21 protein-coding genes are annotated in these 19,977 nt (G+C 51.6%); 11 read left to right on the forward strand and 10 right to left on the reverse strand.

Annotated elements, in window-relative coordinates; all coding sequences use genetic code 11:
- The first annotated feature begins 280 nt into the window (after positions 1 to 280).
- Positions 281 to 451 (forward strand): YlcI/YnfO family protein, encoded by a 171-nt coding sequence (locus tag ACH0WD_RS16915; protein ID WP_001111006.1) that lies wholly within the window; start codon positions 281 to 283, stop codon positions 449 to 451.
- On the opposite strand, the gene ACH0WD_RS16920 is transcribed toward ACH0WD_RS16915, so the two are convergent.
- The 4 genes from ACH0WD_RS16920 to hprR form a co-directional block, all read right to left on the reverse strand.
- The gene (locus ACH0WD_RS16920; RefSeq protein ID WP_000174815.1) at positions 452 to 562 is read right to left on the reverse strand and encodes a hypothetical protein; all 111 of its coding nucleotides are present in this window, start codon (positions 560 to 562) and stop codon (positions 452 to 454) included.
- Between the two features lie 108 nt (positions 563 to 670).
- Positions 671 to 2,140, reverse strand: coding sequence for a C69 family dipeptidase (locus tag ACH0WD_RS16925; RefSeq protein WP_000760239.1), 1,470 nt, complete (start codon positions 2,138 to 2,140; stop codon positions 671 to 673).
- A gap of 171 nt (positions 2,141 to 2,311) precedes the next feature.
- Positions 2,312 to 3,676, reverse strand: a complete 1,365-nt coding sequence (locus tag ACH0WD_RS16930) for a heavy metal sensor histidine kinase (protein WP_000240026.1) — start codon at positions 3,674 to 3,676, stop codon at positions 2,312 to 2,314.
- The gene (gene hprR, locus ACH0WD_RS16935; protein ID WP_000698207.1) at positions 3,669 to 4,349 is read right to left on the reverse strand and encodes a response regulator transcription factor HprR; all 681 of its coding nucleotides are present in this window, start codon (positions 4,347 to 4,349) and stop codon (positions 3,669 to 3,671) included. The genes ACH0WD_RS16930 and hprR overlap by 8 nt, the downstream gene beginning before the upstream one ends.
- A 135-nt stretch (positions 4,350 to 4,484) precedes the next feature.
- Here hprR and hiuH point away from each other — a divergent pair, with 135 nt between their 5' ends.
- On the forward strand, positions 4,485 to 4,895 hold the full coding sequence (gene hiuH, locus ACH0WD_RS16940; protein ID WP_000833182.1) for a hydroxyisourate hydrolase: 411 nt from the start codon (positions 4,485 to 4,487) through the stop codon (positions 4,893 to 4,895).
- Positions 4,896 to 5,227: 332 nt separating this feature from the next.
- On the opposite strand, the gene ACH0WD_RS16945 is transcribed toward hiuH, so the two are convergent.
- The 3 genes from ACH0WD_RS16945 to hpaR all read right to left on the reverse strand — a co-directional run bounded on the left by ACH0WD_RS16945 (position 5,228) and on the right by hpaR (position 7,978).
- Entirely contained in the window at positions 5,228 to 5,740 is a 513-nt protein-coding gene (locus ACH0WD_RS16945) for a 4-hydroxyphenylacetate 3-monooxygenase reductase subunit (protein ID WP_001195556.1), read from the reverse strand.
- 17 nt (positions 5,741 to 5,757) lie between these two features.
- Positions 5,758 to 7,320, reverse strand: coding sequence for a 4-hydroxyphenylacetate 3-monooxygenase, oxygenase component (gene hpaB, locus ACH0WD_RS16950; RefSeq protein ID WP_000801496.1), 1,563 nt, complete (start codon positions 7,318 to 7,320; stop codon positions 5,758 to 5,760).
- Between the two features lie 217 nt (positions 7,321 to 7,537).
- On the reverse strand, positions 7,538 to 7,978 hold the full coding sequence (gene hpaR, locus ACH0WD_RS16955; protein ID WP_000543922.1) for a homoprotocatechuate degradation operon regulator HpaR: 441 nt from the start codon (positions 7,976 to 7,978) through the stop codon (positions 7,538 to 7,540).
- Between the two features lie 274 nt (positions 7,979 to 8,252).
- On the opposite strand from hpaR, the gene hpaG reads away from it, so the two are divergent.
- From hpaG to ACH0WD_RS17000, 9 genes are all read left to right on the forward strand, one after another.
- Positions 8,253 to 9,542, forward strand: a complete 1,290-nt coding sequence (gene hpaG, locus ACH0WD_RS16960; RefSeq protein WP_000679210.1) for a 4-hydroxyphenylacetate degradation bifunctional isomerase/decarboxylase — start codon at positions 8,253 to 8,255, stop codon at positions 9,540 to 9,542.
- The gene (hpaE, locus tag ACH0WD_RS16965; protein ID WP_000723524.1) at positions 9,539 to 11,005 is read left to right on the forward strand and encodes a 5-carboxymethyl-2-hydroxymuconate semialdehyde dehydrogenase; all 1,467 of its coding nucleotides are present in this window, start codon (positions 9,539 to 9,541) and stop codon (positions 11,003 to 11,005) included. The genes hpaG and hpaE overlap by 4 nt, the downstream gene beginning before the upstream one ends.
- A gap of 1 nt (position 11,006) precedes the next feature.
- The gene (hpaD, locus tag ACH0WD_RS16970; protein ID WP_000516978.1) at positions 11,007 to 11,858 is read left to right on the forward strand and encodes a 3,4-dihydroxyphenylacetate 2,3-dioxygenase; all 852 of its coding nucleotides are present in this window, start codon (positions 11,007 to 11,009) and stop codon (positions 11,856 to 11,858) included.
- A 9-nt stretch (positions 11,859 to 11,867) separates the two neighbouring features.
- Positions 11,868 to 12,248 (forward strand): 5-carboxymethyl-2-hydroxymuconate Delta-isomerase, encoded by a 381-nt coding sequence (locus ACH0WD_RS16975; protein WP_001119849.1) that lies wholly within the window; start codon positions 11,868 to 11,870, stop codon positions 12,246 to 12,248.
- 142 nt (positions 12,249 to 12,390) lie between these two features.
- Complete coding sequence (gene hpaH / locus ACH0WD_RS16980) at positions 12,391 to 13,194, forward strand: 2-oxo-hept-4-ene-1,7-dioate hydratase (RefSeq protein WP_000884794.1); 804 nt, start codon at positions 12,391 to 12,393, stop codon at positions 13,192 to 13,194.
- Between the two features lie 10 nt (positions 13,195 to 13,204).
- Positions 13,205 to 13,996, forward strand: coding sequence for a 4-hydroxy-2-oxoheptanedioate aldolase (gene hpaI, locus ACH0WD_RS16985; protein ID WP_000785068.1), 792 nt, complete (start codon positions 13,205 to 13,207; stop codon positions 13,994 to 13,996).
- Positions 13,997 to 14,068: 72 nt separating this feature from the next.
- Entirely contained in the window at positions 14,069 to 15,445 is a 1,377-nt protein-coding gene (gene hpaX / locus ACH0WD_RS16990) for a 4-hydroxyphenylacetate permease (RefSeq protein ID WP_001285803.1), read from the forward strand.
- Positions 15,446 to 15,454: 9 nt separating this feature from the next.
- A complete protein-coding gene (gene hpaA / locus ACH0WD_RS16995; RefSeq protein ID WP_000336602.1) occupies positions 15,455 to 16,351 on the forward strand; it encodes a 4-hydroxyphenylacetate catabolism regulatory protein HpaA in 897 nt (298 codons plus the stop codon).
- Between the two features lie 13 nt (positions 16,352 to 16,364).
- Positions 16,365 to 17,303, forward strand: a complete 939-nt coding sequence (locus tag ACH0WD_RS17000; protein ID WP_000976561.1) for an MBL fold metallo-hydrolase — start codon at positions 16,365 to 16,367, stop codon at positions 17,301 to 17,303.
- A 407-nt stretch (positions 17,304 to 17,710) separates the two neighbouring features.
- Here ACH0WD_RS17000 and ACH0WD_RS17005 read toward each other — a convergent pair whose 3' ends face one another.
- The 3 genes from ACH0WD_RS17005 to cbpA all read right to left on the reverse strand — a co-directional run bounded on the left by ACH0WD_RS17005 (position 17,711) and on the right by cbpA (position 19,952).
- Positions 17,711 to 18,073, reverse strand: coding sequence for an anti-adapter protein IraM (locus ACH0WD_RS17005; protein ID WP_001537781.1), 363 nt, complete (start codon positions 18,071 to 18,073; stop codon positions 17,711 to 17,713).
- A gap of 653 nt (positions 18,074 to 18,726) precedes the next feature.
- On the reverse strand, positions 18,727 to 19,032 hold the full coding sequence (gene cbpM, locus ACH0WD_RS17010) for a chaperone modulator CbpM (protein WP_001284251.1): 306 nt from the start codon (positions 19,030 to 19,032) through the stop codon (positions 18,727 to 18,729).
- Positions 19,032 to 19,952, reverse strand: a complete 921-nt coding sequence (cbpA, locus tag ACH0WD_RS17015; RefSeq protein WP_000420603.1) for a curved DNA-binding protein — start codon at positions 19,950 to 19,952, stop codon at positions 19,032 to 19,034. Before cbpA ends, cbpM begins: the two co-directional genes overlap by 1 nt.
- Positions 19,953 to 19,977 lie beyond the last annotated feature (25 nt).

Here is a 19,977-nt window from a genome sequence, read left to right on the forward strand (position 1 = left end):
AACCCTTTAAAAGGATGTGACTTTTATGCACCAGGAACTTTAAAAAAATGTCCTTTTTAATGAGGAAACACTTCTGATCAGGCGGGGAGGCATCCTGATGTCCATACGTAGTGGCGATCATGGGGGGAGATCGGTACATCAAATGTTCATAAAATCTACAAACTTCACAATTTATGGCACAACTTTTATTGAAAACCCACCTTCTTGACTCAGATCAAATTCACCGATTTACTCCTGCGTAAAGTAACGGCGTTACATCAAATGTTATACAGGTGTGTGTATGCCAGCAAAGCCCCGGACAAGTAAGACCGTGACGAAAAATATTCGTTTTTCCTATTCCATGCTTGAACAGATAGAATTCGCGTTGAAATCTGAAAAGACGCGGAATTTTTCAGCATGGGTAAAAGAGGCCTGTCGGGAAAAGTTATGTAACACGGGACATAAGCTGTAGTTATCGTTTTATGCGAGAGGAGGCGGCCATTTTGAAAAGAACAACGTGCTTATATACCTCCTGGGTTTTTGCCGCTTTTGTCTCTCTGCTGATATTTGCCTGGAGTGTCATAAACTATCCTCTCTATGAATCCATAATAATTATTGTCTTTTATATCTGGCTAATTCTGGTGCCGCTTTATCTTATTGTGTATGAGTGGCTAATAGATTGTCATTAAATTTATGGTTGCGTACTTGAAAAGTGATATTTCATATCTGTGCGGTAAGTCATTGTCGTAATAATATTATTGGTCAGGCGACGGGCGAGCGTTTGCGCATTTTGCATCGTTTTATCTTCAAAATTTTGCAGTAAGCGTTGCGCTTCTTTCGGATGCGACGCATATAATCTCAGATAGCTCTGCTCCATCTTATACTGCTGCTTAGCTGTTTGCTGTTCAAATGTTTTCCAGGCGTGTTGCACATCTGGCGCAAACGCATTGTAGTCCTGCATAACCAGCGTTTGCAGCGTGCGGAATGTCCAGTAGGTAGAGTCGTTGCTCGCCCGATCGGTTCCTTTATCATCTCCGGGTTGATAATGACGCATTCCCTGATAATAGGGGAGATAGACGCTAAGAGATGGCATTCCATAGGCGATGTATTCTACGTTACCGATAGCCTGCGGTAATTTCGGTCTGACCTGTAAAATATGCGACTCCTGGGTACGAAAAACGGATATAGGTCGCCATGGTTCTTGTGGATTATGACTGGCATAAGGGTCGTGCGACGTTCCCTGATAGTGATTGCGTAACGCGTTTTTTACTGCAGCCACGCTAATTTTCGTTATTGGCGTTAAAAAAACAGGAAATGTTTCCCCTTCGCTAACGACCGTATCCAGATGCGGATTAAACTGATGTTGTAGCGTCCAGACGCGCGGATAATTATAGGTGGTATCGTTTTTGTTATCCTGCGAATAGGCTTGATGAAAGTCGAATTCGCCGCGGGCCGGATCATATAATCCCTGCTTTTTCGCAAAGCTTACTAACGTTGATGACGCCATATAATTCGCGTTATCATTCGGATCGTAATGGCGTAAACGTCCCTGATTGGCGGAAACGAAATAGCTATCTGCCGGAAGTCGTACTGCCAGCCATTGATGACCGCTTCCCGTCTCCAGATACCATATCTCTTTGCTATCAATAAACGCGACGCCGAAACCTTCGCCCGCGCCTTTTTGTTCAATAATGTCGCCCAGTAATTTGGCGCCCTGACGCGCCGATTGCGCCACTGGCAGGATCACGGACTCAATGGCGTCTTCCGTGATTCCCGTTTTTGTCACGTAAGGATCGGCAGCCAGCGCCGCTCTGCCGTTGTAAATGGTTTCCGTTGCGCTCATTCCGACGCCCGCCGAATTGAAACCGGCTTCACCCATGGCGTTATCGTTAGTATCAAAGTCATGAATTGCCGTATAGCGCATCGCTGTCTCCGGAAGCGGCCAGCTAAAATTGTTCCGATGTGCTTTATACTCGCCTTGTTGATGAAACGCGACGGGATGAATAACCTTATGCTTGGCGTTATTTGCCGAGCCATCCTCGTTGCGCGCGATAATGAAGGAGCCGTCAGCCGAAGCCTGATTGCCTACCAAAAGGGTAGTACAGGCGATGACTTTACCCATACCCAGCAGCGTAACGGCGAATGCAAGATACTTTTTCATAAAGGTTCCCACTGAATAACGCGTTATGGGATGAATTGACCCTGGATTGGAAACCGAGAAAGTGATCGAGCCAGCAATATTCTTTGCCGGCACCTTTATTTTCTCTTTATTGAGGTTGTATTGATAACCACAGCCCTGTGGCAGGGAAGGGGAACAGAACCTGTACTGACCTTAGCTATCACCGCTATCAGGCAGACGAACCGAAAAGATATTATGTTCATCGGCATAGCGGTAAGATGCCGAACCACCGTGTAATAGAGCAATCGCGTTAACCAACGATAGCCCCAGGCCGAAACCAGCAGTGTGGCGGGCATTATCTCCTCGCCAAAAACGCCGGAAAAGCTTATCCGCATCGGCGGGGTGGCTGCCCGGATTAGCGACCCGAATTTCTGCAACGTTATCATCATAAGCGCTTTCAATACGTATCACGGCGTTTTCATCAGAATAACGGATGGCATTCGTCAGCAGGTTTGAGAGCACTCTTTGTAATAATATTTCGTCAGCCCATACCGTTCCCTGACATTGATTTATAAAACAGATGCGCTTCTCCTCGGCAAGGGGGCTAAGATAATCCAGCATATTTTCGACCAGCGCATTGAGCGAAACAGGCTGTTTTTTTACCGCTATATTCTGGTGCTCCGCGCGTGCCAGAAAGAGAATATTTTCTGTCAGTCGCGACAGTCCCTCCAGCTCTTCAATATTATCGACAAGGGCTTGTTGATACTCTTCGGCGCTGCGTTCCTGACTCAGCATCACCTGGTTTTTCCCCAGTAAAATATTAACCGGCGTGCGCAGCTCATGCGCCAGATCGTCGGCAAATTGGTTCAGGCGTTCAAAATCGTCGGAAAGCTTCTGGCGCATGGTATTTAGCGCTTGTCCAAGCGGTCTGAGCTCGACGGGTAACGCCTGTTCCGCCAACGGCTGGCGAAGTGTGCCGCTATCTGTCGCCGCGGTGAGTCGGCTGAGCGACGTAATGGCCCGCAGCCCGTTTCTGATGACTAATGGACTGAGCGCCGAACAGACGAGGATCGCGATAAGGCTAATCAGCAAACTGTTACGGCGATATTGCGCCAGCATTTGCCGCCTTTCCGTCGCCAGCCTGGCAATAGTAAGGGTCAGCGGGTCATCGCCGCTTCTGGCGTTTACTCGTACCGCGGTAAGTTCTGTGCCTTGTACCGCCTGGCGAAATAAGGTTTCGCGGGTGATGTTTTTAGCCAGCGGAATCTCGTTAAAGCGTTGGTCGGGGATGCCGCTATGATTAATCGCAACATTGTGGCCTGTTGCTGAATGGATCAATAAGATGTCCTGCTTCGTATCCACCATCCGATTGAAATAGAGCGGCAGATTTTCCGGCCTGGCGCCATCCAGTAACAGTTGCTGCATTTGCGCCGCCCGATTTATTAGCGTCATATCATCCCGATACGTTAATTCTTTGCTCAGCGCGTTATAGAGCGTCCAGCTAATGCCGGTACAGGCGAGGATAAGTATGGCGATAAAAGAAATTGTCAGGCGCAGCGTCATTGATAACTTAACCATTCTGCGACGTTTCCGCCTGTAATCGATAACCCATCCCCCGGACGGTCATAATGAGCTTCTTTTCAAATGGATCGTCTACTTTGGCGCGCAGCCGACGAATCGCGACATCAACGGTGTTGGTTTCACTATCAAAGTTAATTCCCCAAACCTCGCTGGCGATCGCGGTTCGGGGCACGATTTCTCCTGCCCGGGACGCCAGTAACCAGAGGAGCAGGAATTCTTTGCGGGTCAGGGAAATCGGTTTGCCATTTCGTGACACCGATTGCTTTGTGGCATCCATGTCCAGACCATTGATCGTCAGTCGGGTAAAGACCGGGACGTGCTGTCTGAGTTGAGCTCTCACCCGGGCCAGCAGTTCGGCGAAGGAAAAAGGCTTAACAAGGTAATCATTAGCGCCCGCCTCAAGACCTTTGACGCGATCCTCAACCGAGTCGCGCGCCGTCAGGCAAATAACAGGGGACTGATGCGCAGTGCGTAACGCGCGTAAAACCTGCCATCCATCAAGCCCCGGCAGCATAATATCAAGAATAATCAATGAATAATGTTCCTGAAGGGCCAGGTGTAATCCGTCTCGTCCATCACAGGCATAATCAACCACATAGCCTGCTTCCGTGAGTCCCTGACGTACCCACTCAATGGTTTTCTGGTTATCTTCAATCAATAAAATCTTCATCAACGCAGTATGCCATAGGCTTGTTAGCGAATCCGTAAATCTCCAACAAGATGACATAATTGTCATGTCCGTGTAAGGTTAATCCTGGACGCGCCAGATATATTTTCCTGCATCAATACCGTAAAGGAGTGAAGCATGAAACGATATATACTGGCTACCGCGATAGCGTCTCTTGTTGCAGCCCCGGCAATGGCGCTGGCCGCTGGCAACAATATTCTCAGCGTACATATTCTCGATCAGCAAACAGGCAAACCGGCGCCCGGCGTGGAGGTGGTACTGGAGCAGAAAAAGGATAACGGATGGACGCAATTAAACACCGGGCATACCGACCAGGACGGACGTATTAAAGCACTGTGGCCCGAAAAAGCTGCCGCGCCGGGGGATTATCGCGTTATTTTTAAAACCGGCCAGTATTTTGAAAGTAAAAAACTGGATACGTTTTTCCCGGAGATTCCCGTCGAGTTTCATATCAGCAAAACGAATGAGCACTATCATGTGCCGCTGTTATTAAGTCAGTATGGTTATTCAACCTATCGCGGGAGCTAATTTAGAGCCTATCCCATTAGGGCTATTTTACTTGCCATTTTGGACCTGGGCAGTGCTCGCCAAAACGCGTTAGCGTTTTGAACGCCGCTTGCGGCGGCCCGAAGGGCGAACGTAGCGAGTCAAACCTCACGTACTACGTGTACGCTCCGGTTTTTGCGCGCTGTCCGTGTCCAAACTGGCTGTGCTAATAACGCCTGGTGGGATAGGCTCTTAGATTGTATTAATCGCCGCGATTTATGGCGAGCAAACATCGCGGCGGGAATAAAAATCTTCAGCGTATCGACTCTTCTCCCACAAGCGGTGGTTATCCCGCTTGTGGGCATGAGTGACGGCTAAACAGGCGCTTCCATCTCAAGTCTGACCGGATGAAAACGGCGTTTGAAATAAATCAGGCCATGCCCATCCTGGCTAAGAATAATATTTTTGATCGCCACCAGATACACCAGATGCGTGCCAATGGTTTGTACCTCGCTGATCTCACCTTCAAGACCGGCCAGCGCGCCGTTAAGTACCGGCTGGCCCAGCGGCCCGTTTTGCCAACATGGCTGGTGAAAACGCTCTTCCATCGCCATCCCCGTCATACCGGCAAAGTGGCGCGCCATCAGCTCCTGCTCATGGTTAAGTACATTAATGCACAGCCTGCCGTTGCCCTGAAAAACGGGGTTCATGGCGCTATTGGCATTAATACATACCATCACGGAGGGCGGCGTATCGGTGACGGAACAGACCGCTGTTGCGGTGATACCGCAGCGTCCGGCGTGACCCGCCGTGGTTACGATGTTGACCGCTGCCGCCAGACTTGCCATCGCATCGCGAAAACGCAGACGTTGTTCATCTACTTGCATGAGAACCTCCTGCCGCGTTATTTCAGCAGCTTATCCAGTTGATTGATGTCGTCGTTATTGTGCAAATGCGAAACCGTCCAGCCATTCTGATCGTATTCGGAGAGGCAGCGATCAACCATTGCCATCATCTTATCCATATTGCCGGAGCTCTGGGCCTGACGCAGGCACTGCAGACGAATTTCATCCTGGCTGCCCGAGTAGTTAATCTCGTACAGCTCATGGCGACCGCCAAACTCGCTGCCGATGGCATCCCACATCAATTTAAGAATTTTGATACGTTCAACATGGTCCATTCCGTTAGAGCCGCGTACGTATTTCGCCAGGTACTGGTCGATTTGCGGATTATTCAGATCGCGGGCGCTGGAAGGCAGGTAAATCAGGCCGCTGGTAACGTTACGTTCAATAATATTTTTAATTTTCGCGTAGGCCATTGGGGCCATCACACGATAGGTTTGCAGCGCGGCGTGGTCCGGCAGCCAGGCGCCGTTTACCCATGGGGTTGCTTCAGAACACATAGAATCGCTCAATGCCCAGAACATATTGCGCCACGCCACGACTTCGCCGAGATCGGCCTGCACGCCCCGGAACTCTACGGTACCCGTACATTCGAGCGATTTTTTCAGCAGCGCGGTAATGAAATCAAGTTTAACCGCCAGACGAACACAGGCTTGCAGTGGATACATACGGGCAAAGCCGCCTTCCATCGTCCAGCGACGGCAACGATCGAAATCACGGTAAATCAACACGTTTTCCCACGGGATCAACACCTTGTCCATCACCAGAATGGCATCGTTTTCATCAAAGCGGCTGGAGAGTGGATAATCAAACGGCGAGCCCGTCGCGCCCGCGACCATTTCATACGAGGCGCGCGAAATAAGTTTTACGCCTTCGGCATCCATTGGCGCGACAAACATCAGAGCAAAATCCGGGTTTTCGCCCATCACCTGGGCTGAGCCGAAACCAATCATGTTGTAGTGAGTCAGGGCGGAGTTAGTGGCGACGACTTTCGCCCCGCTGACAATAATCCCGGCGTCCGTCTCTTTCTCCAGCTTGATATAGACGTCTTTCACTTCGTCGGCAGGTTTGTGGCGGTCAATGGGCGGGTTGACGATTGCATGGTTAAAGTACAGGCCGGTCTCCTGAATACGGGTGTACCAGTTGCGGGCGTTCTGCTCAAACTGGCCGTAGAAGGCTGGGTTAGCGCCCAGAGCGCAACCAAAGGCGGCTTTGTAATCCGGTGTGCGTCCCATCCAGCCGTAACTCAGGCGTGACCACTCGGCGATAGCATCACGCTGTTGGCGCAGATCGTCTGCGCTTTTCGCCACGCGGAAAAATTTATGCGTATAACCGCCGCTGCCGGTATCAGTATTCCAGCACAGGGTATCTTGCATCGACGGTTTATGTAATGCGTCATACAGTTGTGCGACAGAGGCTGCGGCATTGCGGAATGCCGGATGTGTCGTAACATCTTTAACGCGTTCGCCGTAAATATAAATTTCCCGCCCGTCCTGCAGGCTTTTTAAATACTCTTCGCCCGTTAACGGACGCTTGTTATCAGTACGAAAATCTTCAGGTTTCATTGCGGCCTCTTCCTCGTTAATCGGAATGTTTTGTTAATAATATGTTTCTTATTTGTTGTTTAATTGAATAGGCAGAAGCGTAAACTGTGAAGAGACTTTCAGGACAACGGCGGGTACTTTTCAGATGAACGTCGAAGAAGAAGAGTAAAATGCGATCGCCGTCAACGTTGTAAGCGGGAGGGGATTTCCGTGTCGGCGGCGTGGGAAGGTAAGAATACTATGCTTCCGCTTCGCTATCAGGATGCTGGCGTCCCAGAGCAATAAGATCGTCCAGCAGCAGCATCAATTGCTGTGTTTTTTCGGGCGTGAAATCGGCCTCAATTTTTCGATAAGCCTCTTCTACCTGGCTTCGGGCACGGGCGTACAACGTTTGTCCCTGCTCCGTCAACATGACATATAACTTACGCTGATCGTTAACCGGCTTGAGTCGCAACACCAGTCCGTCTCGCTCCATGCGCGTCAATATTCCGGTCAGACTTGGACGCAAAATACAGGTACGAAAGGCCAGCTCGTGAAAATCCATAGAGGGGCTATCGGCCAGGATTCGCACAATGCGCCATTGCTGGTCGGTCAGATTGTGGCTTTTAACGATGGGGCGGAAATAGGTCATTGCCGCTTCGCGCGCCTGAAGCAAGGCGATGGTTAATGAATCATGCATAAGCGTTTCTCTTTTGCAGAATTATTAATACCTGAATAATCGTGTTTACCGATGTGAGCTATGACATCTGTTTTATGTCCAAAGTTTAACAGAAATAAAGGATTTTATTTAACTATTTGATATATATGCATTTAATTGTTATTTTGTGAAAATATTGTTAATCACATCACAAATACTTTACTTCAGCTTGCTAAATGTACAGCGAAAGCATAAATCTAATCATTAATATATTAATGAAATCACAGCCCGTTAAATCGGCCTGAGGAGTTTATGTATGAAGGGTACTGTTTTCGCCGTTGCGTTAAACCATCGCAGTCAGCTTGATGCCTGGCAAGAGGCTTTCTCTCAGCCTCCCTATAATGCGCCGCCTAAAACCGCAGTGTGGTTCATCAAGCCGCGTAATACGGTGATTCGTCACGGCGAACCCATTCCTTATCCGCAGGGAGAAAAGGTACTGAGCGGCGCGACAGTGGCGCTCATCGTGGGGAAAACCGCCAGCCGGATACGCCCTGAAGCGGCGGCGGACTATATCGCCGGGTATGCGCTGGCTAACGAGGTCAGCCTGCCGGAAGAGAGCTTTTATCGCCCGGCGATTAAAGCGAAATGTCGTGATGGCTTTTGCCCGCTGGGTGAAATGGCGCCGCTGAGTGATGTGGATAACCTCACCATTATCACGGAAATCAACGGACGAGAAGCGGACCACTGGAATACTGCCGATTTACAGCGTAGCGCCGCACAACTGCTTAGCGCGTTAAGTGAGTTCGCTACGCTTAACCCTGGCGATGCGATCTTACTCGGTACGCCGCAGAATCGCGTTGCGCTGCGTCCCGGCGATCGGGTGCGTATTCTGGCGAAAGGTTTACCCGCTCTGGAAAATCCGGTTGTCGCAGAAGATGAATTCGCCCGCCACCAGACGTTTACGTGGCCGCTGTCAGCGACGGGTACGTTATTTGCGTTGGGGTTGAACTACGCCGATCACGCCAGCGAGCTGGCATTTACGCCGCCGAAAGAGCCGCTGGTATTTATCAAAGCGCCAAACACCTTTACCGAACATCACCAAACGTCGGTGCGCCCGAACAACGTCGAATATATGCACTATGAAGCCGAACTGGTCGTGGTGATTGGCAAAACGGCGCGTAAGGTGAGCGAAGCCGAAGCCATGGAGTATGTGGCCGGTTACACCGTCTGTAACGACTACGCGATCCGCGACTATCTGGAAAACTACTACCGTCCGAATCTGCGGGTAAAAAGCCGCGACGGCCTGACGCCGATAGGCCCGTGGATTGTGGATAAAGAGGCGGTTTCTGATCCGCATAACCTGACGTTACGCACCTTTGTCAACGGTGAGCTGCGGCAGGAAGGGACGACCGCCGATCTGATCTTCAGCATCCCGTTCCTGATTTCTTATCTGAGCGAATTTATGACGTTGCAACCGGGCGACATGATTGCCACCGGTACGCCGAAAGGGCTGTCCGATGTGGTGCCGGGGGATGAAGTTGTCGTTGAAGTAGAAGGCGTGGGTCGCCTGGTTAACCGAATCGTCAGTGAGGAGAGCGCAAAATGAAGAAAATAAATCATTGGATTAACGGCAAAAACGTTGCAGGTAACGACTACTTCCAGACCACTAACCCGGCGACCGGTGACGTGCTGGCGGAAGTAGCCTCCGGCGGTGAAGCAGAAGTGAACCAGGCTGTCGCGGCGGCAAAAGAGGCGTTCCCGAAATGGGCCAACCTGCCGATGAAAGAGCGCGCGCGCCTGATGCGCCGCCTTGGGGACCTGATTGACCAGCATGTGCCGGAAATCGCGGCGATGGAAACCGCCGACACCGGCCTGCCTATTCACCAGACTAAAAACGTGCTGATCCCGCGCGCCTCGCATAACTTCGAATTCTTCGCCGAAGTGTGCCAGCAGATGAACGGCAAGACCTACCCGGTTGACGATAAAATGCTCAATTATACGCTGGTGCAGCCCGTCGGCGTCTGCGCGCTGGTGTCGCCGTGGAACGTGCCGTTTATGACCGCGACCTGGAAAGTTGCGCCGTGCCTGGCGCTGGGTAACACCGCGGTGCTCAAAATGTCCGAGCTGTCGCCGCTGACTGCCGACAGGCTGGGCGAGCTGGCGCTGGAGGCAGGAATTCCGGCAGGCGTGCTGAACGTGGTGCAGGGCTACGGCGCGACGGCGGGCGATGCGCTGGTACGCCACCATGACGTGCGTGCGGTGTCGTTTACCGGCGGTACCGCCACCGGTCGCAATATCATGAAAAATGCCGGGCTGAAAAAATACTCGATGGAGCTGGGCGGCAAATCGCCGGTGCTGATTTTTGAAGACGCCGACATTGAGCGCGCGCTGGACGCCGCGCTGTTCACCATCTTCTCGATCAACGGCGAACGCTGCACCGCCGGGTCGCGCATCTTTATCCAGCAGAGCATTTACCCTGAGTTCGTGAAGCGCTTTGCCGAACGCGCGAATCGCCTGCGTGTCGGCGATCCGACCGACCCGAACACCCAGGTCGGCGCGCTGATTAGCCAACAGCACTGGGAAAAAGTCTCCGGTTATATCCGCCTCGGCATTGAAGAGGGCGCAACGCTGCTGGCGGGCGGTGCAGAAAAACCCACTGACCTGCCTGCGCATCTGAAAGGCGGTAACTTCCTGCGCCCAACCGTGCTGGCCGATGTCGACAACCGTATGCGCGTCGCGCAGGAAGAGATCTTTGGGCCAGTCGCCTGTCTGCTGCCATTCAAAGACGAAGCGGAAGGGTTACGTTTGGCGAACGACGTGGAATACGGTCTGGCCTCTTATATCTGGACCCAGGACGTGAGCAAAGTGTTGCGCCTGGCGCGTGGGATTGAAGCCGGCATGGTCTTCGTCAACACCCAGAACGTCCGCGACCTGCGCCAGCCGTTCGGCGGCGTGAAAGCCTCCGGTACCGGGCGCGAAGGCGGCGAATATAGCTTCGAAGTGTTTGCGGAAATGAAAAACGTCTGCATCTCAATGGGCGACCATCCTATCCCAAAATGGGGAGTTTGATATGGGCAAGTTAGCGTTAGCAGCAAAAATTACCCACGTGCCGTCGATGTATCTTTCTGAACTACCAGGAAAAAATCACGGTTGTCGTCAGGCAGCCATTGATGGGCATATTGAAATTGGCAAGCGTTGCCGCGAAATGGGCGTTGACACCATTATCGTATTCGACACCCACTGGCTGGTGAATAGCGCTTACCACATTAATTGTGCCGACCATTTCCAGGGCGTCTATACCAGCAACGAATTGCCGCACTTTATTCGCGACATGACCTATGACTATGACGGTAATCCGGAGCTCGGCCACCTGATCGCCGACGAGGCAGTCAAACTGGGCGTGCGCGCTAAAGCGCATAACATCCCGAGCCTGAAGCTGGAGTATGGCACGCTGGTACCGATGCGCTACATGAACAGCGACAAGCACTTCAAAGTGGTCTCCATTTCGGCGTTCTGCACTGTGCATGATTTTGCCGACAGTCGCAGACTGGGCGAAGCCATTCTCAAGGCGATTGAGAAATATGACGGTACCGTAGCGGTATTCGCCAGTGGTTCTCTGTCGCACCGTTTTATTGACGACCAACGGGCGGAAGAGGGGATGAACAGCTACACCCGCGAGTTCGATCATCAAATGGACGAGCGCGTGGTCAAGCTGTGGCGCGAAGGCAAATTCAAGGAGTTTTGCACCATGTTGCCGGAGTACGCCGACTACTGCTACGGCGAAGGCAACATGCACGACACGGTCATGCTGCTGGGAATGCTGGGTTGGGACAAATACGACGGCAAGGTGGAGTTCATCACCGACCTGTTCGCCAGCTCCGGTACCGGCCAGGTAAACGCTGTTTTCCCGCTGCCTGCGTAAGGGGTGTTTATGCCGCACTTTATTGCTGAATGTACTGAAAATATTCGCGAGCAGGCTGATTTACCCGGCTTGTTCAGCAAGGTAAACGAGGCGCTGGCCGCCAGCGGGATTTTCCCCATTGGCGGTATCCGCAGTCGCGCCCACTGGCTGGATACCTGGCAGATGGCTGACGGTAAGCATGATTACGCGTTTGTGCATATGACGCTGAAAATCGGCGCCGGGCGCAGCCTGGAGAGCCGTCAGGAAGTCGGCGAAATGCTGTTTGGGCTGATTAAAGCCCACTTCGCCGACCTGATGGAGAACCGCTATCTGGCGCTGTCGTTTGAGATTGCCGAGTTACATCCAACGCTCAATTACAAACAAAACAACGTACACGCGTTATTTAAATAGCACACTCTTTCGCCCGGTGGCGCTGCGCTGACCGGGCCTACAAAAAAACGATGCACGAAGCAATACCGAACCGTAGGCCGGGTAAGACGCACCCGCGTCGCCACCCGGCACAGCAGCACCGAATGACGTAACAGGAAACACTATGCTCGATAAACAGACCCATACCCTGATCGCCCAGCGACTTAATCAGGCTGAAAAACAGCGTGAACAGATTCGCGCAGTGTCGCTGGATTATCCCAACATCACTATTGAAGATGCCTATGCCGTACAGCGTGAATGGGTCAATATCAAAATTGCCGAAGGGCGCACGCTCAAAGGCCACAAAATCGGCCTGACCTCAAAAGCGATGCAGGCCAGCTCGCAAATCAGCGAACCGGATTACGGCGCGCTGCTTGACGATATGTTCTTCCATGACGGCGGCGATATCCCCACCGACCGTTTTATCGTCCCGCGTATTGAAGTGGAGCTGGCGTTTGTGCTGGCGAAACCGCTGCGCGGCCCTCACTGCACGCTGTTCGACGTCTACAACGCCACGGATTATGTGATTCCGGCGCTGGAACTGATTGACGCCCGCAGCCACAACATCGACCCGGAAACCCAGCGCCCGCGCAAAGTGTTCGACACCATTTCCGACAACGCCGCCAACGCCGGGGTGATCCTCGGTGGTCGTCCCATCAAACCAGACGAGCTGGATCTGCGCTGGATTTCCGCGCTGCTCTATCGCAACGGCGTGATCGAAGAAACCGGCGTCGCCGCAGGCGTGCTGAATCATCCGGCCAACGGCGTGGCGTGGCTGGCGAACAAGCTTGCCCCCTACGATGTCCAGCTTGAAGCCGGGCAGATCATCCTCGGCGGCTCGTTCACCCGCCCGGTGCCGGCGCGCAAGGGCGACATTTTCCATGTCGACTACGGCAACATGGGCGCGATCAGTTGCCGGTTTGTGTAAGGAAGAAACGATGAAAAATGCTTTCAAAGACGCGTTAAAAGCGGGGCGCCCGCAAATCGGTTTGTGGCTGGGGCTTGCCAACAGTTACAGCGCTGAACTGTTAGCGGGCGCCGGCTTCGACTGGCTACTGATCGACGGTGAACACGCGCCAAACAACGTGCAGACGGTGTTGACCCAGTTGCAGGCGATTGCGCCTTATCCCAGCCAGCCGGTGGTGCGTCCGTCATGGAACGATCCGGTACAGATTAAGCAACTGCTCGACGTCGGCGCGCAAACGCTGCTGATACCGATGGTGCAGAATGCCGATGAAGCGCGAAACGCCGTAGCGGCTACGCGTTATCCGCCTGCCGGTATTCGCGGCGTGGGCAGCGCGCTGGCGCGGGCATCGCGCTGGAATCGCATTCCGGACTATCTCCACCAGGCCAACGACGCCATGTGCGTACTGGTGCAGATTGAAACGCGTGAGGCGATGAGCAATCTGGCGTCAATTCTCGACGTGGATGGCATTGACGGCGTGTTTATTGGTCCGGCGGACCTCAGCGCCGATATGGGCTTTGCCGGCAATCCGCAGCACCCGGAAGTGCAGGCGGCGATTGAGAACGCCATCGTGCAGATACGCGCGGCGGGGAAAGCGCCGGGGATTCTGATGGCCAATGAAGCACTGGCGAAACGTTATCTGGAACTGGGGGCGCTATTTGTCGCCGTCGGCGTTGACACCACGCTGCTGGCGCGCGGCGCGGAGGTGCTGGCGGCGCGCTTTGGCGCAGAAAAAAAACTGTCCGGTGCGTCCGGCGTCTATTAAGACTGGCCCGGTAAGCGCAGCGCTACCGGGCAACCGTAGTACCCTACAAAAATTCCCATCAGAGGAAAAAAAATGAGCGACACATCATCTGCACTTCCGGAAAGCCCCGAGTCTGTCAGTTCGCACAACGCGCTCAGCACGGGTCAACAAACCGTCATAAATAAACTGTTCCGCCGACTGATCGTATTTTTATTCGTGTTGTTTATCTTCTCGTTTTTAGACCGTATCAACATCGGTTTTGCCGGGTTGACGATGGGGCAGGATCTGGGATTAAGCGCCACCATGTTTGGCCTTGCCACGACGCTGTTTTACGCCACCTACGTCATTTTCGGCATTCCCAGCAACGTGATGTTGAGCATCGTCGGCGCCCGCCGCTGGATTGCGACCATTATGGTGCTATGGGGCATTGCATCTACCGCCACGATGTTCGCGGTGGGACCGAAAAGCCTGTATGTGCTGCGAATGCTGGTGGGCATTACCGAAGCGGGCTTTTTGCCAGGAATATTGCTCTATTTAACTTACTGGTTTCCGGCATTTTTCCGCGCCCGCGCCAACGCATTATTTATGATTGCCATGCCGGCCACTACCGCGTTGGGGTCGATTGTCTCCGGCTATATTTTATCGCTGGACGGCATATTCAATCTGCATGGATGGCAGTGGTTATTCCTGCTGGAAGGATTTCCGTCAGTTTTGTTAGGCATTATGGTCTGGTTTTACCTGGATGATACCCCGGCAAAAGCCAAATGGCTGACGGCAGAGGATAAAAAATGTTTGCAGGAGATGATGGATAATGACCGCCTGACGCTGGTTCAGCCGGAGGGGGCCATCAGCCATAACGCCATGCAGCAGCGTAGTCTGTGGCGCGAAGTATTCACGCCAATTGTACTGATGTATACGCTGGCCTATTTTTGCCTTACCAATACGCTTAGCGCCATTAGTATCTGGACGCCGCAAATCCTGAAAAGTTTTAATGAAGGCAGCAGCAATATCACCATCGGCCTGCTGGCGGCGATCCCGCAGATTTGTACTATTCTGGGCATGATTTACTGGAGCCGCCATTCGGACAAACATCAGGAGCGTAAACATCACACGGCGTTGCCGTTCCTGTTTGCCGCCGCGGGCTGGCTGCTGGCGTCGGCGACCGACCATAACTTGATCCAGCTCCTGGGGATCGTGATGGCATCCACGGGTTCCTTTAGCGCGATGGCGATCTTCTGGACCACGCCGGATCAGTCGATCAGTTTACGCGCCAGGGCGATAGGCATTGCGGTCATCAATGCCACCGGCAATATTGGCTCCGCACTTAGCCCGTTTATGATTGGCTGGCTAAAAGATATCACCGGTAGCTTCAATAGCGGACTCTGGTTTGTCGCTTCTCTGTTAGTCGTCGGCGCCGCCATTATCTGGCTCATTCCCATGAAAGCATCGCGTCCGCGCGCCACCCCTTGAGGAGATACTATGTGCCAACGTGCGATCGCCAATATTGATATCAGCAAAGAGTATGACGAAAGCATGGGCAGTAACGATGTGCATTATCAGTCGTTTGCTCGTATGGCGGATTTCTTTGGTCGTGATATGCAGGCGCATCGCCACGACCAGTTTTTTCAAATGCACTTTCTTGATACCGGGCAGATTGAGCTACAGCTCGACGATCATCGCTATTCGGTGCAGGCGCCGCTATTTGTGCTTACGCCGCCCTCGGTGCCGCATGCTTTTATTACCGAATCGGATAGCGATGGCCATGTTCTGACGGTACGCGAAGAGCTGGTTTGGCCGCTGCTGGAAGTGCTTTATCCCGGCACCAGAGAGGCCTTCGGCCTGCCGGGAATCTGTCTGTCGCTGGCGGATAAACCCAACGAGCTGGCGGCGCTCAAACATTACTGGCAGCTAATTGAGCGGGAGTCCACGGAACAACTGGCTGGCTGCGAACATACCCTGGTGCTACTGGCGCAGGCGGTATTTACCTTGCTGTTGCGTAATGCGAAGCTGGACGATCACGCCGCAACCGGGATGCGCGGTGAACTGAAACTTTTTCAGCGCTTTACCCTGTTAATTGACAACCACTTCCATCAGCACTGGACGGTGCCCGATTATGCCTGCGAGCTGCATATTACCGAATCTCGTTTGACCGATATTTGCCGACGTTTTGCTAATCGCCCGCCTAAACGCCTGATTTTTGATCGGCAATTACGCGAGGCGAAACGACTGCTGCTTTTTTCCGACAATGCTGTCAACGAGATCGCCTGGCAATTAGGTTTTAAAGATCCGGCTTATTTCGCCCGTTTCTTTAATCGCCTTGCTGGCTGTTCTCCTTCGCAGTTTCGCCAACGTGAAGTTCCCTCTTTTCTCAACTAAGAAGAGTAAAAACATGATGAAAAAAAGCGTCGCTATGCTGGCGGTTTGTATGCTGGCGCAAAGCCACCTTGCCATTGCTGCCGGTACTCCTGCGCCTCAAGAGATCAACATTGTTTTACTGGGCACCAAAGGCGGGCCTTCTTTGCTCAATACAGCCAGACTACCGCAAGCGACGGCGCTCACTATCGGCGATAAAATATGGCTGATAGATGCCGGCTACGGCGCCAGTCTGCAACTGGTGAAAAACGGCATTCCACTGCGCAACATCAATACTATTTTGCTCACCCATCTGCACAGCGACCACATACTGGATTATCCTTCCTTGCTGATGAATGCCTGGGCAAGTGGTCTGAAAGACCATACCATACAGGTTTATGGCCCGCCGGGAACCCAGGCGATGACGAAGGCTAGCTGGAAGGTCTTTGACAGGGATATCACGTTACGCATGGAAGAAGAGGGGAAACCCGATCCGCGCAACCTGGTTAAGGCGACCGATATTGGCCAGGGCGTCATCTATAAAGATGAACTGGTCACAATAAGCGCGCTGAAAGTGCCTCATTCCCCTTTTCCGGACGGTGAAGCGTTTGCTTACCGTTTTGATACCCAGGGTAAGCGAATCGTCTTCTCTGGCGATACGTCCTGGTTTCCGCCGCTTGCAACGTTTGCCCAGGGGGCGGATATCCTGGTACATGAGGCGGTACATGTCCCTTCGGTAGCAAAACTGGCTAATAGTATTGGCAACGGAAAAACGCTGGCTGAAGCGATTGCGTCGCATCACACCACGATTGAAGATGTCGGTAAGATTGCTCGCGAGGCCCACGTGAAAAAACTGGTGTTAAGTCATCTGGTGCCTGCGACGGTTGCGGATGACGTCTGGCAACAGGAAGCCATGAAAAATTACCCGGGCCCTGTCATTGTCGGTCATGACAATATGACGATAAGCGTACCGTAAGTATCAGGGCAGGGGTAAACCCACGGGCTGACATGATGTCAGCCCGTTATGCTTTTGGCGATCAGCATGACGCGCAGAGCTTTTGTCTAAAACATTATTTTTTCTAAACACTACTTGCTGATTTTTATGCACAATAAAGGTAAGATGATTGCTCTGGTGAAATATTACTAAATAAGAATGTCACGGATGGAATTTATACAGTGTTAAAAGCAATGCGTTTCTTTGTCTGCCGGCCATCAGTAATATCCTCTGTACCGGCTCCTCGTTGCCAAAGTGAAGGTTAGATTAAACGAATCAAAAAATATCCGAACTGTACAATTTTTATATCAAACATATTTAACTGCAAAATACTGCAAACGTGCGCGAATACACTTAATCAGTAGTATGGCTAATGCATACTTTATTTCCTAAACTTTCTTATTATCTATTTGAATATTTCTGGTTAAACCAAATGGACAAACGGATACCAGACACTCGAAAGGATAACTGCAGGCTTCTGGTTTAGGATTGCAGTTACCAGGACAGTGGCTATTTTCTTTAAGCGATTTCCATAGAACAGGATTAAACCTGGTAACGTTGTAAACAGTAACGGGATAAAGTTTATCGTTTATTAAGACCCCCTTATTAAAGGGGATGATAATGCTACCTGGAGGCATGTAAACATCTGCCTGATACCATAAGGTCAATCTAAGATTTTTTAGGCTATGTATGCATGAGAACGATACTCCGGTAGAGGGACTTATAACTGTATCAACGACCTTCCATTCCATTACAGAAACCTTTTAAGTGAAATAGTCAATGGTGTAAATTACATTTTCCGCAAGCCTATTCAGGATAGATGAAAATCTGAGAAACATAACTCGTTGAAAACGATCGTTTTTTATTGACCACTCTATTTATATTGATTTTTTAATAAGTTATTTATTTTATGCTCTTATTTTGTTTACATTCTATTACATTTTTGTATTTTAGGCGTGGTGTAAATATTGGGCGGTAGTGGATGTTATAACGCTCAATTATTAAACTGTAAGTGACTGTTGTATTTCTTATTTATAAATACCGCAACCTGTAAGCGCAGCGGTACATTTTACCCGGCATTGACAGGGAGAAGGTACGTATCAACCAGAGAGTACAAAACAGTGAAAGAATATATTCTTCAGGCAATAAATGATCGCTAACGTGTAAAAATAACCGACGTATCTAAAAAATGTGAACGTGTGGCTGGTCTTTATTTAAACGATGATCTTCGCAATGGCGCATTAATGGCTGACATTGGCGGTTCGTTGATCGGGTTGTGCGCGGTGAAAGGCTATATTTCTTCCGTTGGGGGAAGTATGTCAGAGGCATTCTGGTATTATACCGGGTGCATGTAAATCCGGGGTGGGCAGAAAGCCCACCCTCGGTTTATTGCCTTTATCGTGGATTAGGGATGCGAGATAAAGCGAGAAAGGCGTTGCAGCAGTAACCGGTTTTCTTCGCGCAGCCGTGAATTCTCTTCCAGCAGCGTTAACGCGACCGCGATCCCAGGCCAGTCGAGCGCCAGCTCCTCGCGTAAGCGTAGCGCGCGTTGTACCACGCTCGCTGCGCGATCGTCGAATTGCCAGTCGGCGTTATCGTCTTCGTAAGGCTCAATTACGCCAAGTCCGACGATTTCGTTTAGCTCCTCTTCCGTCACGCCGGTGTGCAAACAAAATTCGGTGATGGTAAAGGTGACAGTGATGTTAGCCATTATGCTTTCCCCCATTGCTGGCGTGGGTCAAAGGACGACTGCGCGTCCGCCAGTTGTTGCCACAGGGCAGCTGTTTTCTCGTCAGGTTTCGGCGGCATAACGATTTTGATGATGGCATAGAGATCGCCAGTGTGCTTTTTACTGGCTAATCCTTTTCCTTTGATACGCAGCCGCTGACCAGCCTGGCTGCCGGGGGGAATGGTCAGCAAAATACGCTCTTTAAGCGTTGGCACAGACACCTTAGCGCCGAGCGCCGCCTCCCATGGGGCAAGCGGAAGGACGACTTCCAGATCCTGATTGACAATATCAAAGAGCGGATGCGGGGCAATATGGATAACGAGCCATAAATCACCATTAGGTCCGCCGTTTTCCCCCGGCGTGCCCTGGCCTTTCAGTCTGATTCGTTGCCCGTTGCTGACGCCAGCCGGGATTTTCACATTCAATGTTTTGGGAATTTCCCGCTCCACCAGGCCGAACGCGTTATAAACGGGGACGGAATAGCTAATCGTACGCTGGTGCTCTTCCAGCGTTTCTTCCAGGAATACCGCCACTTCAATTTCGATATCATGACCGCGTGCGGCGTGGCGGTGGTGCGAATGGCGACCGTGCTGACCAAAAATAGACGAGAAAATATCATCAAAATCTTCGGCGTTATACGGCTGGCCTTCGTGTTGCTGGAACTGGCGATTAAATTGTGGATCGTTACGGTGTTGCCATAACTGGTCATACTCGGCGCGCCGTTGCTCATCACTCAGCACTTCCCATGCTTCAGCAACCTCTTTGAAACGGGCTTCGGCATCGGGTTCTTTGCTGACATCTGGATGGTACTTGCGGGCCAGTCGGCGATAGGCGGTCTTAATCGTCTTGAGATCGTCCGTCGGTTTCACGCCCATAATGGCGTAATAATCCTTAAGTTCCATAGCATCATCTCGCTAAATCAATACA

The organism is Salmonella sp. 2020_1395, from assembly GCF_043848115.1.
In the GTDB taxonomy this organism is placed as follows: Bacteria; Pseudomonadota; Gammaproteobacteria; order Enterobacterales; family Enterobacteriaceae; genus Salmonella; species Salmonella enterica.

What these genes read in the sequence shown, in the direction of transcription:
- ACH0WD_RS16915 (WP_001111006.1), top strand. Translation starts at nt 281, where the DNA reads ATGCCAGCAAAGCCCCGGACAAGTAAGACCGTGACGAAAAATATTCGT.
- ACH0WD_RS16920 (WP_000174815.1), bottom strand. Translation starts at nt 562, where the DNA reads ATGACACTCCAGGCAAATATCAGCAGAGAGACAAAAGCGGCAAAAACC.
- ACH0WD_RS16925 (WP_000760239.1), bottom strand. Translation starts at nt 2,140, where the DNA reads ATGAAAAAGTATCTTGCATTCGCCGTTACGCTGCTGGGTATGGGTAAA.
- ACH0WD_RS16930 (WP_000240026.1), bottom strand. Translation starts at nt 3,676, where the DNA reads ATGGTTAAGTTATCAATGACGCTGCGCCTGACAATTTCTTTTATCGCC.
- hprR (WP_000698207.1), bottom strand. Translation starts at nt 4,349, where the DNA reads ATGAAGATTTTATTGATTGAAGATAACCAGAAAACCATTGAGTGGGTA.
- hiuH (WP_000833182.1), top strand. Translation starts at nt 4,485, where the DNA reads ATGAAACGATATATACTGGCTACCGCGATAGCGTCTCTTGTTGCAGCC.
- ACH0WD_RS16945 (WP_001195556.1), bottom strand. Translation starts at nt 5,740, where the DNA reads ATGCAAGTAGATGAACAACGTCTGCGTTTTCGCGATGCGATGGCAAGT.
- hpaB (WP_000801496.1), bottom strand. Translation starts at nt 7,320, where the DNA reads ATGAAACCTGAAGATTTTCGTACTGATAACAAGCGTCCGTTAACGGGC.
- hpaR (WP_000543922.1), bottom strand. Translation starts at nt 7,978, where the DNA reads ATGCATGATTCATTAACCATCGCCTTGCTTCAGGCGCGCGAAGCGGCA.
- hpaG (WP_000679210.1), top strand. Translation starts at nt 8,253, where the DNA reads ATGAAGGGTACTGTTTTCGCCGTTGCGTTAAACCATCGCAGTCAGCTT.
- hpaE (WP_000723524.1), top strand. Translation starts at nt 9,539, where the DNA reads ATGAAGAAAATAAATCATTGGATTAACGGCAAAAACGTTGCAGGTAAC.
- hpaD (WP_000516978.1), top strand. Translation starts at nt 11,007, where the DNA reads ATGGGCAAGTTAGCGTTAGCAGCAAAAATTACCCACGTGCCGTCGATG.
- ACH0WD_RS16975 (WP_001119849.1), top strand. Translation starts at nt 11,868, where the DNA reads ATGCCGCACTTTATTGCTGAATGTACTGAAAATATTCGCGAGCAGGCT.
- hpaH (WP_000884794.1), top strand. Translation starts at nt 12,391, where the DNA reads ATGCTCGATAAACAGACCCATACCCTGATCGCCCAGCGACTTAATCAG.
- hpaI (WP_000785068.1), top strand. Translation starts at nt 13,205, where the DNA reads ATGAAAAATGCTTTCAAAGACGCGTTAAAAGCGGGGCGCCCGCAAATC.
- hpaX (WP_001285803.1), top strand. Translation starts at nt 14,069, where the DNA reads ATGAGCGACACATCATCTGCACTTCCGGAAAGCCCCGAGTCTGTCAGT.
- hpaA (WP_000336602.1), top strand. Translation starts at nt 15,455, where the DNA reads ATGTGCCAACGTGCGATCGCCAATATTGATATCAGCAAAGAGTATGAC.
- ACH0WD_RS17000 (WP_000976561.1), top strand. Translation starts at nt 16,365, where the DNA reads ATGATGAAAAAAAGCGTCGCTATGCTGGCGGTTTGTATGCTGGCGCAA.
- ACH0WD_RS17005 (WP_001537781.1), bottom strand. Translation starts at nt 18,073, where the DNA reads ATGGAATGGAAGGTCGTTGATACAGTTATAAGTCCCTCTACCGGAGTA.
- cbpM (WP_001284251.1), bottom strand. Translation starts at nt 19,032, where the DNA reads ATGGCTAACATCACTGTCACCTTTACCATCACCGAATTTTGTTTGCAC.
- cbpA (WP_000420603.1), bottom strand. Translation starts at nt 19,952, where the DNA reads ATGGAACTTAAGGATTATTACGCCATTATGGGCGTGAAACCGACGGAC.